12 protein-coding genes are annotated in these 14,071 nt (G+C 58.6%); 5 read left to right on the plus strand and 7 right to left on the minus strand.

Translation table 11 applies throughout. The annotated features are described in order from the left end of the window. Window positions 1-70 precede the first annotated feature (70 nt). Window positions 71-1,921 carry a hybrid-cluster NAD(P)-dependent oxidoreductase gene (locus Q334_RS0105445; protein ID WP_027312327.1) on the plus strand — a complete coding sequence of 617 codons (1,851 nt, stop codon included), beginning with the start codon at window positions 71-73 and terminating at the stop codon, window positions 1,919-1,921. Window positions 1,922-1,933: 12 nt separating this feature from the next. Here Q334_RS0105445 and Q334_RS0105450 read toward each other — a convergent pair whose 3' ends face one another. Genes Q334_RS0105450 through Q334_RS0105460 form a run of 3 tightly spaced genes read right to left on the minus strand, consistent with a single transcriptional unit; the run spans window position 1,934 to window position 5,158 of the window. Then, window positions 1,934-3,304: an ATP-binding response regulator gene (locus Q334_RS0105450; protein WP_035460841.1), complete on the minus strand. Its 1,371-nt coding sequence runs from the start codon at window positions 3,302-3,304 to the stop codon at window positions 1,934-1,936. Beyond that, window positions 3,294-4,505: a nitric oxide-sensing protein NosP gene (gene nosP, locus Q334_RS0105455; protein WP_051527538.1), complete on the minus strand. Its 1,212-nt coding sequence runs from the start codon at window positions 4,503-4,505 to the stop codon at window positions 3,294-3,296. The genes Q334_RS0105450 and nosP overlap by 11 nt, the downstream gene beginning before the upstream one ends. Continuing rightward, window positions 4,499-5,158, minus strand: coding sequence for a response regulator (locus Q334_RS0105460; protein WP_027312330.1), 660 nt, complete (start codon window positions 5,156-5,158; stop codon window positions 4,499-4,501). Before Q334_RS0105460 ends, nosP begins: the two co-directional genes overlap by 7 nt. A 234-nt stretch (window positions 5,159-5,392) precedes the next feature. Between Q334_RS0105460 and exaC the strand changes: the two genes are divergently transcribed. Continuing rightward, window positions 5,393-6,910 (plus strand): acetaldehyde dehydrogenase ExaC, encoded by a 1,518-nt coding sequence (gene exaC / locus Q334_RS0105465; RefSeq protein ID WP_027312331.1) that lies wholly within the window; start codon window positions 5,393-5,395, stop codon window positions 6,908-6,910. Window positions 6,911-7,460: 550 nt separating this feature from the next. Here exaC and Q334_RS0105470 read toward each other — a convergent pair. After that, the gene (locus tag Q334_RS0105470) at window positions 7,461-7,895 is read right to left on the minus strand and encodes an endonuclease domain-containing protein (protein ID WP_027312332.1); all 435 of its coding nucleotides are present in this window, start codon (window positions 7,893-7,895) and stop codon (window positions 7,461-7,463) included. 488 nt (window positions 7,896-8,383) lie between these two features. On the opposite strand from Q334_RS0105470, the gene Q334_RS0105475 reads away from it, so the two are divergent. Both Q334_RS0105475 and Q334_RS0105480 read left to right on the plus strand, forming a co-directional pair. Next, window positions 8,384-9,757 carry an ATP-binding protein gene (locus Q334_RS0105475; RefSeq protein ID WP_051527539.1) on the plus strand — a complete coding sequence of 458 codons (1,374 nt, stop codon included), beginning with the start codon at window positions 8,384-8,386 and terminating at the stop codon, window positions 9,755-9,757. Beyond that, a complete protein-coding gene (locus Q334_RS0105480) occupies window positions 9,744-10,274 on the plus strand; it encodes a response regulator transcription factor (protein ID WP_027312334.1) in 531 nt (176 codons plus the stop codon). Before Q334_RS0105475 ends, Q334_RS0105480 begins: the two co-directional genes overlap by 14 nt. Window positions 10,275-10,293: 19 nt before the next feature. On the opposite strand, the gene Q334_RS0105485 is transcribed toward Q334_RS0105480, so the two are convergent. Continuing rightward, a complete protein-coding gene (locus Q334_RS0105485; protein WP_027312335.1) occupies window positions 10,294-10,962 on the minus strand; it encodes an energy-coupling factor ABC transporter permease in 669 nt (222 codons plus the stop codon). A 197-nt stretch (window positions 10,963-11,159) separates the two neighbouring features. Between Q334_RS0105485 and Q334_RS0105490 the strand changes: the two genes are divergently transcribed. Further along, window positions 11,160-12,698 (plus strand): SulP family inorganic anion transporter, encoded by a 1,539-nt coding sequence (locus Q334_RS0105490; protein WP_027312336.1) that lies wholly within the window; start codon window positions 11,160-11,162, stop codon window positions 12,696-12,698. 16 nt (window positions 12,699-12,714) lie between these two features. On the opposite strand, the gene rimI is transcribed toward Q334_RS0105490, so the two are convergent. Further along, window positions 12,715-13,155, minus strand: a complete 441-nt coding sequence (rimI, locus tag Q334_RS18100; RefSeq protein WP_035460849.1) for a ribosomal protein S18-alanine N-acetyltransferase — start codon at window positions 13,153-13,155, stop codon at window positions 12,715-12,717. 82 nt (window positions 13,156-13,237) lie between these two features. Beyond that, entirely contained in the window at window positions 13,238-14,071 is an 834-nt protein-coding gene (locus tag Q334_RS0105500; protein ID WP_027312337.1) for a hypothetical protein, read from the minus strand.

Raw genomic sequence — 14,071 nt, forward strand, 5'->3', positions numbered from 1 at the left:
AACAGGGATGCAAAGTCAGGAAGGCTCTGCTATAGCTATGCCCCTGCCAAAAAGGACGACAGGAAGCATCATGCCCCACATCAGTGCCCTCTATTACTATCCGATTAAATCCTCTGCCCCCGTGCTGACGGATGCACTCGCAATCGGCGAAGAGGGCCCGGTGGGGGATCGCCGCTATCTGCTCATCGACCTCAAGGGGCAGATGCTCACCGCCCGTACCCATCCGCAACTGCAACGGCTCAAGGCCCGCTATCTGGCCCCCCTGGCAGAGGCCAATCAACAGGCGGACATGGATTTAAGCTACCCCGGCCTTCCGCCGCTGGAAGTGCGTCAGGCCCACTTCAGCCTGCAACCGCAGCCTGCTCAAGTCTGGTCTGATCAATTTAACGCCCTGCGCACCCACCCGGACTACGATGCCTGGCTCAGCCAGGTGGTGGGTCAGCCGGTGCAATTGCTGTGGCTTGGGCCACGCTCCGACCGGTTGCGGGTCAAGCTTGGCAAACGGGTCAGCTTTGCCGATGGTTACCCGCTGCTGCTAATCAGCCAGGCCTCACTGGATGACCTGAATCTGCGCGCCAATGCACGCATGCAGATGAGCCAGTTCCGCCCCAATCTGGTGGTGGAGGGCACCCTGGCGTTTGGTGAGGATGGCTGGCGCAAGATTCGCATCGGCCAGGTGGAATTCCTGGTCGCCAAACCCTGCTCCCGCTGCATTATGACGACCGTCAGCGCCGAGGATCAGCGTTTTCATCCCCAGCAGGAGCCACTGCATACCCTCAAGCAATACCGCCAGGAAGCCAGTAGCGGTGAGCTGATGTTTGGGCAAAATCTGATTGCCCTGAACGAGGGTGAAATCCGTCTGGGGGATACAGTCGAGGTGATCGAAACCCAGGCTCCGGCAGCCTATGTCGATAATGCCCCACGCCGCCGCGTTTTACGCTGCGTGGAACGCCAAGCAATCGCCCGCGACTTTGTCACCTTCTGGTTAGAAGCCGAAGATGGCGCCCCCTTAGCGGACTACCGCCCAGGCCAGCACCTGCCACTGGCATTCGATACCACCAAGGGCCGCTTGCTGCGTTATTACACCCTTAGCTCCAGCCCCAGCCGCCCTGGTCGTTATGCCATCAGCGTCAAACGCATTACCGATGGCGAGGCATCCAATGCCCTGCATGATCAGTTACAACCAGGACAAACCCTGCTCGCCCATGCCCCTAATGGACACTTTTACTGGCAGGGCAAACAGCCCGCACTGCTGCTCAGTGCCGGCTCCGGGGTGACGCCGATGCTGAGCATCCTGCGCTATCTGGCTGATCAGGGTGAAATTAACGACCTACTATTCTTCCATCAGGCCCGCAGCCAGGCAGACCTGCCCGCCTGGGATGAACTCAGTACTCTGGCGGCTGAGCATCCTGGCCTGCAGCTCACCGCACTGCTCAGTCAACCTGAGGGCGATTGGCAGGGCCTGAGCGGACGCCTCAGCCGTGAACACCTGCAAAATCTCCCGCAGTTGCCACAGCGGGATGTTTACCTCTGCGGCCCTCAGGGCTTTATGCAACACGCCGAACAAATGCTGTTGGAACTGGGGCTCAGCAAGACGCAAATCTATAAAGAAAGCTTCAGCGCGCCCTTGCCCAGTACCGAGCAACAGGCTCCCTGTGAGGTACGTATTGAAGTGGAAGGTTGGGGCGACTTTGTCGGCGATAACCAGAGTACCCTGCTGGAGCAAGCCGAACTGGCGGGATTTGATTTACCCTGGTCATGCCGCGCCGGTGTCTGTGGCAGCTGTAAGCAGCGCCTGCTCAGTGGCAAGGTGGCCATGCCCGACGCTCCCGGTGGCCTCAGTGAAGTGGAACAGGAGCATGGCTATATTCTTACCTGCTGTGCCATTCCCCTGACGGATGTGGTCATCAGTGAAGACTAGCTTGGGCGATGCCTAGTCACCTCCTGAGTTCGCTCTCATCGCTGCCAGTTGCATGCGCAGTTTCATCGGTCGGATAGGCTTATGCAGGAGTTGGTAGCCCAATAAGGCGCACTGCTGCTTCAGTTCGCTGCTGTGATTGGCGGTCAAAATCAGAATCGGCAGTGCAGGCCAGCGCTGCCGTATCCGCGCCGCCAGGGTGATGCCATCTAACCCAGCCTCGTTATCACGGCTATCCAGGTGGTAGTCGAGAATCGCCAAGCTGGGCCGCTGCTGTTGGTTATCCCGTTGCCAGGCCAAACCACTGGCATAACTCTGCAACTGGCAGCCCCAACTGCCAAGCAGAGCCTCCATCCCCTGCACAATACTGGCATCGTTATCCACCAGTAGAATGTCACAGCCTTGCAAATCCACCCCCGGTAACATCGCGGGTGCAGGGACACTTTGAGGTGGATCGGTAAAGGGTAACCACAGGCTAAAACAACTGCCTTTCCCCAGACGGGAGCGAACCTGCAGAGGGTGGCCCAGTAAACGGGCGCTACGTTCGACGATGGCCAAACCCAGCCCCAGCCCCTTATCACCCTGCTCAGCGCGGGGTAAGTGCCCTGGCTCATGCACCCGACTGAACTCCTTAAAGATCTGCGGCAATTTGCCCTCGGCAATGCCAATGCCAGTATCCCAGACCTGTAACCAGCAACCTGCCTGCCCCTGCCAGTGGGCCGGGCGACAGGCCAACAGTACCTGGCCACCCACCGGGGTATAGCGCAGGGCGTTGGTTAGCAGGTTACGTAATATCCGACTGAGTAACTGCGGGTCGGTCTGCACCCAGGCCGGGCGCAAGCGTACCCGCCAGCGGATCGCCTGTTGCTGACTCAGGGCAGCAAACTCCTGGCTTAATGCCGCTAACCATGGCTGTAACTGCAAGGGGCCTGGCTGAGCCACCAGGACTCCGGCCTCCAGCTTGGCCATGTCCACCAGGGTCAGCAGCAGCGCCTCCACATCCTCCAGCGCCCGTTGTCCAGCCTGGACTTGCTTCAGTGCTGCTTCAGGTAGCGGCTGCTCCAACAGGCTGGCATTAAACAGACGGGCAGCATTGAGGGGTTGCAACAGGTCATGGCTGACCGCCGCCAGAAAACGACTTTTCGATTGATTGGCGAGATCAGCCTGGGACTTAGCTTCACGCAGTTGCTGATTCAGGGCTGAGAGTTCAGCGGTGCGCTCCCGCACCCGCTCCGCCAGCATCGCCGCATGTTCGAAGGCGGCATAGGCACTGGAATCATGACTGGCCTCCACCCGCTCCATCAGGGCCTGATTGATTTTCTTCAGGCGCTGATTATCGCGTCTTAGCTGGGCCAACTCGGCTAAATGTTCGGCCTCAGCCGTCATGGCCACCCCCGGCCTGACCGATCACCACCCCGGTCAGAGTATGGTTGAGATGCACCCCTTCAATGTGCTCACCATAGGTACTAAAGCCGACCGCCTGATGGGCCTGTAACAGGACCTCCGCTTCGGTCTTGCGACCATTGGCCTCCAGCTCCAGTCGACGAAAAATACAGTCAAAAGCCAATAACAGTTGCGGTGCCCCCAGGCGTTGATCCAGCTCGGCCAACAGATTGTGCAGGCATTCCAACATGTCGGCGTAATGATTACGGCGCAGCACAATGCCACGCTCCACTGCACAGTAAAAGGTCAGGCTGCCATCGGCATTGGCCTGCTGAATCGCCCGCACAAATCCCTCCTCGCCAATGCGCACGCTCAGGGTGTTACAGGCAAACAGGGTAGGACAGAGCTCAGCGGGGCTCACCCCTAACATGCGCGCATAGACCTCTGCGGCGGGCTCGGCATCCAGCTCCAGCACTCGCCGATGGGCGCTGTCTGCCTCCGTCACCACCAGCATTTCATCGCTTTCCTGCACGTGACGCTGGCTGAAAATCGCAAAGGGCAAGCTGGTATTCACCAGTGCCACCACCGCCGCGTCGGTATAGGCCCGGCCCCGGTAAATCACCTGAGTATGGGTAAAGTGCAGATCATCACCGGCGGAGCCTCCAAGCACCGGGGTAGCACCAAAGGCCGTATTTAACCGGCTGACCAACAGCTCGCCATGCTCACAGAGGCCATCCAACCAGGCCAAGGCAAAGCTATGCCCCACCACCGGTGCCTTGGCGCGACTCTGCACTTGCTCAATCAGGCTGGCCGCCAGATGTTCGGCCCGTTGCCAGTCAAATTGCGGCATATCCTCCACCAGCGCAGTACTGATGGTGAAATGGCTGCGGGCAAAGGCCACCCCGGTCACTGAGCCTTCCCGATAGCCTTGGGGGGTCAACTCACCGGCGGTGGTGCAAGCCAGAATATCGGTCTCGGGCAATGCCTGTTGCAACAACTCAACCAGCTGTACCAAGTCATAGTCCGGTGAGGCAAACAGCCACAGCCAACCTGGCGCCTGTTCCGCTGCAGCAGGTAAGGCACTGAGTAACTGCCTGGCACACTCGCCCAGCTCCCGCGCCTCACTCATCAACCGCCATAACCCAGGCTGGCGCGGTGCATCCGGCAAGCCCGGCTGCAGCAGCTTGATCTGCCCCCCTACCACCGTTTCAACTCCGCAAAGTTAAAAGCCCGCGCAGCCAGGGCGGCCTGCACTCGGTTAGTCAGATTGAGCTTGTGCAAAATAGCTGAAACATGGGCCTTGACCGTCGCTTCGGCAATCTCCAATTCGTAGGCGATCTGCTTATTGGCATAGCCCTCCGCCATCAGCTGCAGCACCTGCAATTGTTTACGGGTCAGGGATTGCAGCAGCTTTGGGTCCAGGCAGACCTGCGCCGCTGGGGAAGCAGGCGGCGCCTCGGCCCGCATCAGACTGGCGGGGAGGTACACCTGCCCCTCCAGCACCTGGGCCAGAGCTTCCTGGATTTGCCCCCGTGGGCTGGATTTAGGGATATAACCCACCGCCCCCAGCGACAACGCCTGCAGGGCCAGTTGGCGCTCTTCCTCAGCGGTCATCATCACCACGGGCAACAGCGGCCATTGCTCACGCAGACGCATCAAGCCCTGAAAGCCATCCATCCCTTCCATATTCAAATCCAGCAGCAGGAGGTCATAGTCCGCATCGACTTCAAGCAGCGCTTGCGTGGCCGCCACGGAAGCAGTCTCTGCCACCTCCGCCTCGGGCCAGCGGCTACGAATCACCTGGACGATGGCCTCACGAAAGATGGGATGATCATCCGCCGTGATAATTCGGTACATAGCTGCTCCTGGTTATTGTTATCAGTGGATGAGTCTTGCACCCAGCGCTTGTGTCTCGTTTGCAGGGCTCCAGAGTACGCAATCTGTGGGAGTTGTCCCAGCCTGCGGCGGAAAAACTAATACTAAAGGCGGAAAAAACAGCCGCCAAAGTTTCATAGGCCAAAACCGCCGCTTGGGCAAAGATCAAAGCGTCACAAGCACACTGCCTCATAACAACAAGTCAGAGGACCTACCATGATCTACGCCCAACCCGGCAGCGAAGGCGCTGTAGTTAACTTCAAACCCCGTTATGGCAACTTTATTGGTGGCGAGTGGGTCGCCCCAGTGAAGGGTCAATACTTCGTTAATATCACTCCTGTGAACGGTTCACCCATCTGTGAAGTGCCCCGCTCCACCGCTGAAGACGTGGAACTGGCACTGGATGCCGCTCACCGCGCCAAAGATGCCTGGGGCCGTAGCTCCGTCACCGAACGCTCCAACATTCTGCTGAAAATCGCCGACCGCATCGAGCAGAACCTGGAAAAACTGGCGGTCTCCGAGACCTGGGACAACGGTAAAGCCGTGCGTGAAACCCTGGCGGCAGACGTCCCCCTCTGCGTCGATCACTTCCGTTACTTTGCCGGCTGTATCCGCGCCCAGGAAGGCAGTGCCGCCGATATCGACGCCACCACCGCCAGCTACCATTTCCATGAGCCGCTGGGAGTAGTGGGACAGATTATCCCCTGGAACTTCCCCCTGCTGATGGCCGCCTGGAAACTGGCTCCTGCCCTGGCTGCAGGCAACTGCGTGGTGCTCAAACCCGCTGAGCAGACCCCCGTTTCCATCCTGTTATTTGCTGAACTGATTCAGGATCTGCTACCTCCCGGAGTACTGAACATCGTTAACGGTTACGGTGAAGAGGCCGGTAAAGCGCTGGCCACCAGCTCCCGCATTGCCAAGATTGCCTTCACCGGCTCCACCGCGGTGGGTAACCTGGTGCTCAAGTACGCGGCGGACAACCTGATCCCCTCCACTGTCGAGCTGGGCGGCAAGTCCCCCAATATCTACTTTGAAGACATCATGCGCGGCGAAGAGTCCTACATCAGCAAGTGCGTGGAAGGGGCCGTGCTAGCCTTCTTCAACCAGGGCGAGGTTTGCACCTGCCCCAGCCGGATGCTGGTCCAGGAAAGCATCTACTCTGACTTCGTCGGTCTGGTGGTAGAGCGTGCCAAGAAGATCAAGCAGGGCAACCCGCTGGATACCGACACCCAGGTTGGCGCCCAGGCGTCGCTGGAGCAGTACGAGCGTATCTCTGGCTACCTGGAGCTGGGCCGTAAGGAAGGCTGTGAATTCCTGCTCGGTGGCAATGTTGCCACTATCGACCAGCTGCAGAACGGCTTCTACATTCAGCCGACCCTGTGGAAAGGCAACAACAGCATGCGCGTCTTCCAGGAAGAAATCTTCGGCCCCGTTGTCGGCATCACCACCTTTAAGGATGAAGCCGAAGCCCTGGCTATTGCTAACGACACCGAATACGGCCTGGGTGCCGGGGTGTGGACCCGTGACATCAACCGTGCCTACCGTATGGGCCGTGGCATCCAGGCTGGCCGGGTGTGGACCAACTGCTACCATGCCTACCCTGCTCACGCCGCCTTCGGGGGTTACAAAAAGTCCGGTATCGGCCGCGAAACCCACAAGATGATGCTCGATCACTACCAACAGACCAAAAACCTGCTGGTCAGCTACGACATCAATCCGCTGGGCTTCTTCTAAGCCATATCGACTTGGCTCATGCATCCCCTACCCGCTGTGCGGGTGGGGGCAGTCTTATTCTCGCGATCTTGTATGGATCTATTCCCCTCCCCTGGAGGGGTGCCTGGAGGGGTGCCCGCAGGGCGGGGTGGTTAGGTTGGCATTCATACAACCACCCCGTCAGGCTACGCCTGCCACCCCTCCAAAGGAGGGGAATTTGGACTGAGGTTGCGTCCCGCCACCAAAGGTGTACCCAATATAGCGGAGCCAATCTCTTTCTCTGAGGGGGATCCGAAGCGGGATCAACTCCCCTTATCTGAAGGCGTGCCTGAAGTAGAATCCATTCCCCTCCTCTGGAGGGGTGCCCGCAGGGCGGGGTGGTTAGGTTAGCATTCAAACAACCACCCCGTCAGGCTGCGCCTGCCACCCCTCCAAAGGAGGGGAATTTGGACTGAGGTTGCGTCCCGCCATCAGAGGTGTACCCAATATAGCGGAGCCATTCTCCTACCATTGCTGATGAGCTCGATATAGCGGAGCCAATCTCTTTCTCTGAGGGGTATCCGAAGCGGGATCAACTCCCCTTATCTGAAGGAGTGCCCGATGCAGGATCCATTCCCCTCCTCTGGAGGGGTGCCCGCAGGGCGGGGTGGTCCTTCAAGAAAGCCACCACCCCCTCCATACTCTGCAGAACATCTTTCGCCAACAACCGAATCACAGTAAGCCCTAAACTTTGTAAATAGCGATCTCGCCCAGCATCTTCAGCCTGTTTGGCATCGTGCGAACTGCCATCTACCTCAATCACAACCGCCTTTTCCGCACAGTAAAAATCGACAATGTAATTGCCAATAATTTTCTGCCGATCAAAGTCTAAACCGTTTAGCTGTTTGCCTTTTAATTCAAGCCAAAGTAATGCCTCGTGCAATACACCCGCTTTGCGCAAGGCTTTCGCTTTATCACGTAGCGCAGGGTTATAGGGGAGTGACTTGTAGGTTTGTGTTTTTCGCATAAAGACCACCCCGTCAGGCTGCGCCTGCCACCCCTCCCAAGGAGGGGAATTTGGATTGAAGTTACGCATCCGCCATCGAAGATATACCCAATATGGCAGAGCTCTTCCCTTTCTCTGATGAGGTATTTTAGTTAAGACTGCAGCCTGCCACCCGAGACATCCTCGATATAGTGGAGCAGCTCTCCTCCATTACTGATGCGTTCGATGTAACAGAGCCATTCCCCTCCCCTGGAGGGGTGCCCGCAGGGCGGGGTGGTTAGGTGGGCATTCATACAACCACCCCGTCAGGCTCCGCCTGCCACCCCTCCTAAGGAGGGGAATTTGGATTGACGTTGTGCATCCACCATCGGAAACTCCCCTCGATATGGCGGAACCATTCCCCTCCTCTGGAGGGGTGCCCGCAGGGCGGGGTGGTCAGGTTAGCATTCAAACAACCACCCCATCAGGCTACGCCGCCCCCCTCCCAAGGAGGGGAATTTGGACTGACGTTGCACCACCCCATCAAGCATTCCCAACATGCTAACTGGCAAACCTACTCTGACCTGCGACAAATCGCCACAGCCGAACTTTCTCACTTTGAGTACAATGGGCGCTCCTGTCAGCACGAGGTCGCCATGCCCAGCCTGAGCCTGTCCGCCAGCCTTCACGCCAGTCTGCGTCAGCTAGCCTATATGCGCCTGCTGTTTTTTGTCGGGCAAATGGCCGCCCTGGGTTTTGCCCAGTTCAAACTCTATGTGGATTTACCCTGGGTCACACTGTCAGGCTGCCTGCTACTGTTAGCGGCCCTGACGGGTTTTACTCTGATGCGGCTGATGCACCCCTATCCGGTGCAACAGTACGAGCTGCTGCTCCATCTGCTGGCGGACTATTTGCTGGTATCCCTGGTGTTCTACCAAAGCGGAGGGGCCAGTAATCCCTTTGTCTCTTATTACCTGGTGCCGCTAGCTTACAGTGCTGCCTTGCTGTCCTGGCATTACACCCTGATCGTTGCCCTAGCAGGTGCGCTGGCCTATACCCTGCTGCTGATGTTTCCGGCACCTTTTCAGGTACATCTGGACGCACCGGAGGGTGCCCTCAATGTACACATCTGGGGGATGTGGTTTAACTTCCTCCTCAATGCCGTCTTTATCCTGGTCTTTATCAGTCGCATGGCGGAGACCCTGCGCCAGCAACAGGCTCAGCTGCGCAAAGCCAGTGAGCAGGCCCTGCGGGATGCGCAATTGCTGTCCCTGGCCAGCGAAAGCGCTGGACTGGCCCATGAACTGGGCACTCCATTAGGCAACCTGATGCTGCTCAGTGATGAGTTGAAATACCGCTATCCGGACGACCCTGATCTACAGGAAGACGTGCAACTGATGGAACAACAGTTAGTACTGTGCCGGGAGAATCTGCAGGCTATGGTGAAGCGTAGCCAACTCAGTGAGCCAGTCGCCAACCAGCCCCTCAGCCAGTGGTTGCGCCACTGGGTGCAGCGCTGGCAGTTGTTGCGCCCAGATGCACAGCTGGCTTTTTTACCCGCCAATGGTGACCCGCGCATCAATCTGCCTTCCAGCCTCGGGGTATGCCTGCTTAACCTCCTGAATAACGCCGCCGATGCAGCTCCCGGCCAACCGGTTTACCTCAGTTGGCACTGCCACCATGACTACCTGGAGCTACGCATCGACGATCGTGGGGAGGGGCCGCCCACCACTCCCATCAGCCTCGGTCAGACCAGCAAAGAACAAGGCCTGGGACTGGGGTTGTTCTTGACTCTCACCACCCTGGAACACCTGGGCGGCAGCCTGCAACTGCTGGCCAGCCCCCAAGGTGGAACCCGCTGCGAGCTGCGCCTCCCCCTGGAGTCTTTCCATGAACGAACTTGATTGGCTGATTATTGAAGATGATGAGGTGTTTGCCCGCCTGCTCAAGCGTGGTCTGGAACGTAAGGGCTATAGTGTGGCCTGTGCCGCCAGTGGCGAGCAGGCCCTGGCATTGCTGGCCCAGCAGCCGTGCCGCTACGCCACTCTGGACTTGAATCTGGATGGCGAATCCGGCCTACAACTGTTACCGCTGCTACTACAGCAGCAGGCGGATCTGCACATTCTGGTACTAACCGGTTATGCCAGCCTAGCCACCTGTGTCGATGCGATCAAACTAGGGGCCAAACACTACCTGCCCAAGCCCGCGCAGGTGGAGGATATCCTGCTGGCGCTCAATGCCAGCCCCAATCCACACCAACCCCTGCAAGAGCAGCCGATGTCACCGGCACGGCTGGAGTGGGAGCATATTCAGCAGGTACTCAGCGCCAATGATGGTAATATCTCTGCCACCGCCCGTGCCCTGGGGATGCACCGCCGCACCCTGCAGCGCAAACTACAGAAGCGCCCGGTGCAGCGTTAGCCCACAGACGAGTGCAGGCTTACTGTTCATCAATGTAGCGCTTAGCATCAAAGGTGCGGATCCAGTCCGGGTAATAGACCATCATGCCGGTCATCAAAATGCCGTTGAGCAAACCTTCGGGGAACATGATCAGCGGTAAAAACAGCAGGTATTCATTGAGAATCTTATCCAGGCTATATACCCCCGCCAGGCCCAACACCAGCATCATGCTAAGACCTGACAGGGTGGCGGCCAGGGCAGCATTGGCAAACACTCCGGCAAACAGATAAACAAAGAAGTTAGGCGGAAACAGCCGCTCCACCAGGCGCAGGCCATAGTAGGAGGCCAAGGCTGGCACCACAGCGGCGCAGAGGCCGTTAACGCTAAAGCCATCCCAGGCCTCCAGGCCAATCAACGACATCCCCGTCAAAGCCAGGGTGGCACTGATGATCGCCAGTTCCCAGCCAAACATCAGGGTCAGGGTGGTCACCCCAAGAAAATGCACCGCCATCCCCGGGGAAATCCCGGCCCGCAGTTGCCACATCAGCATAATCACCACCGTGGCCCCCAGATACAGATGCTGTAACCTCGGCTCACGCGCCAGAATACGCCAGGGTGCCCGCCATAGTGCCCAGAGCAACACCAGCCCATAGCCCAGCTGCAACCAGAATAGCCAGGCTCCCGTTAACAAACCCTGGGTAACACTCACCTTGCATGCTCTCCTTCTTGCCCTGCCATACCCGCCATGCTGAAAAGGGGCGATCTCATCTGGCCGAGCATTTTATCACCCCCTCAGCCCGACAGCTTGCTACGGATCAGGCTGCTCCCCATGGCCTCATAAGCTTTTTTTGGCGAACTGCGGAAGTTTGCTAGAATCCGCCCTTTAGACTTGGTGGAACGAGCTGCATGCTGCAGATGCTGACCCGCACAGCCTCCTTGCTTGCCTATGAGAGCACTGCAGGGTTGATGTTGTCCTTAACCCTGCTGCCAGAGGCGCTGATGCTGGCGTTTATCGCTGGCCTGGCCCCCCTCACTGGTCTTTATTCCGCTGGCTGTTTCTTGCTGCTCATTACCCTATTTGGTGGGCGACCGGCCATGGCGGCCTGCACCACCCCGGCGCTGGCGCTGGTGATGGCGGATATTCTGGTCAACTACGGCCTCGACTATGTCTTTGCGGCGGTGCTGGTGATGGGGGCGCTACAGCTACTGGCGGGCTTCTTCCGCTTAGGCAAATTTGTCCGCATGTTGCCCCCTGGCGTCTTACTGGGTTTTGTCCTGGGTTTGGGGGCACTGCTGTTCTGGCAGCAATTGCAATACTTCCGCCAAAGCCCACTCAATAATGTCGCCGCCAGCCAAAACGCCTGGCTCGCAGGTGAGCCGCTGCTGATCATGCTGGGGCTGGTACTGGGTACGCTCTTGTTGTGGCGCCTGCTGCCGCAATTTCTGCCGCGCTGGCTAAGCAATCTGGCCCTGCTTGGCACCCTGATCGGCACCAGCCTGTACTTTCCCTTTGACACCCTGCTGCTGGGCGAGCTTGGCAGCTGGAGTGGCAGCCTACCCAGCTTTAATCTGCCCAAACTCGGCATGGCGCCACTGGATTGGCTGGTGGTACTCGCTTATGGCGCCCTGTTGGCGCTACTGGGCATGAGCGAAGCTCTGCTCACCCTCAGCCTGGCCGATGAGCTGAGCAATACCCGGGGCCGCAGCAATCAGGAATGCCTGGCCCAGGGGGTCGCCAATATTACCAATGCCTGTCTCGGCGGCATGGCCGCCAGCGCTCATTTTGGCCAAACCCTGGTGAACCTCTATCTGGGCGGGCGAACTCGTCTGTCTACCTTGATTGCCGCGGCTACCCTGCTCACCCTGGCCTGGTATGGGGGCACACTGATTGCCCAGGTACCGGTCGGCATCCTGGTGGGGTTGGTACTACTGGCTAACTTATCCGTATTGGAGTGGGCGTTGATTCGGCTGGCCCGTAAGGCCCGCCATCAAGACTTGCTGATTGCCTTGATCATGGCAGGGGTGATTATCAGCACCAACCTGATCTGGGGGGTATTGGCAGGCATTATTCTGGCGGCGCTGAGCTTTGCCTGGGAGCACGCCAAGCAGATGCGCATCATCCCCCTGGATGAGGGTGAGCAGCGTATTTACCTACTGCAGGGTCCCTTGTTTTTTGCCTCGGCAAACAGCTTTTTGCAGCAGTTTGATCCCAGCCGTGACCCACAACAGGTGGTGGTGGATTTCCGCTATAGTCGGGTATACGACCACTCAGGGGTCAAGGCGATTGAGCAACTGGCGGCGCGCTACACCCAGGCCAACAAACGCCTGCAGTTACGTCATTTAAGTAGCGAGTGCCGTGCCCTGCTTAACGCCCAGGCTAACAACCTGGTGCTGGTCGACTCCTTTGCCGATCCCCGCTACCAGGTGGCCAGCGACCTGAGCTAACTCTCTATTCAGCCGGCTAAATCATCCGACTCAACAACACCGCATCCTCCTGCTGCTGCAAGGGTGGCTGCGGCGGATAATAGCCCTTGCGTCGGCCATCCTCGCTAAAGCCTAACTGCTGATAGAGCGCCAGAGCGGGCTGATTGGAAGCCCGCACCTCTAACAGCAAACGGGTGACGCCACGCTGCTGCAACCAGGGGATCGCCGTTTGCAGTAACTGACGGGCCAGGCCCTGGCGCTGAAATGCAGGGTAACTCGATAACGTCAGCAACTCCGCCTCATCCAACACCTGGGAAAAGACCGCATGGGCCGCCAATTGCCCCTGCACCTGCCAACCCAGGCAGTGGTGATGCTGCAAGGAATCCCGCCACTGCCCTTCACTCCAGGGGTGATAAAAGGTAGCCGCCATGCCCGTCATCAAGGTAGGCAAGTGACTGGCAGTTAACGCAATCAACATCAACAGACTCTCTTATGCATGGTAAATAGCGGCGCCAGTAGGCGCCAATACGGGGATCAGTTACGGGAATAAGTTACGGGGATTAATGGCTGGCTGCACTGCGCAGGGCCTGACACAGGGGTTGCAACTGCTGCCAGGCATCACGCTTGAGTGCCGACACCCGCAGCAAAGCTTCCAGACTATAGCTGCAGGCTATCGGAGGTAAGCCTGGCAACTGCTGCAACTGAGCAAAATCCGCCTCACTCACTTCCTGCTGGAGCAAATGCCAACAGGCCTGACTGCCCAGCAGGAGGATGCCTGCAGCCTGCTGTTTGCCCAACAACAAACGCAAAGTACGGGTCGCCATTGTCTGGGATTGATCCACCCCCCGTATTTTCACCTGAGGCCAGCGGAAGTACTGGAAAGGTAGCGCGTCCAAGCCCCGCCCTTGCACCGCCTGGGCAATATTACTCGCCAGACTGAGGGCATCAGGATTGAGCTGGGGCCGCTGCAAGGGCACATCCGCCACCAGCAACAAGCTACCCAAACGCACCCAGGCTAACTGGAAGCGCGGCACCGCCTCGGGATCAGCGTGAGGATGAGACTGCACCTCGGCCTGGGGCGCAGGCCGCGGCGGCGTAACTTCTGCACGGGCAGGAGGCGCCTCGCTCACTTCCGCCAGCGCGGCTAATGCCTCTGATGGCGCAGCAGTGATGGCAGGCACTGCCTGCTCCAATACCTGCATCGCCCGCTGAGGCGCCTGATCACGCAACGGCGGAGCAGGCTGGGCCTCTTTACCCGCCTGCCAGGGCCAGAAGAAATATAAAGAGGGAGCCGCCCCCGGCAAAGGCCGCTGCGGCACCCATACGTCTATCCCCATCGCCTCCAGGCAGGCAAGGCGTAGGCTTTCGTCCTGTAATGCTGTCTCGAATGCCAT

This window comes from Balneatrix alpica DSM 16621, from assembly GCF_000619885.1.
GTDB classification, from domain to species: Bacteria; Pseudomonadota; Gammaproteobacteria; order Pseudomonadales; family Balneatricaceae; genus Balneatrix; species Balneatrix alpica.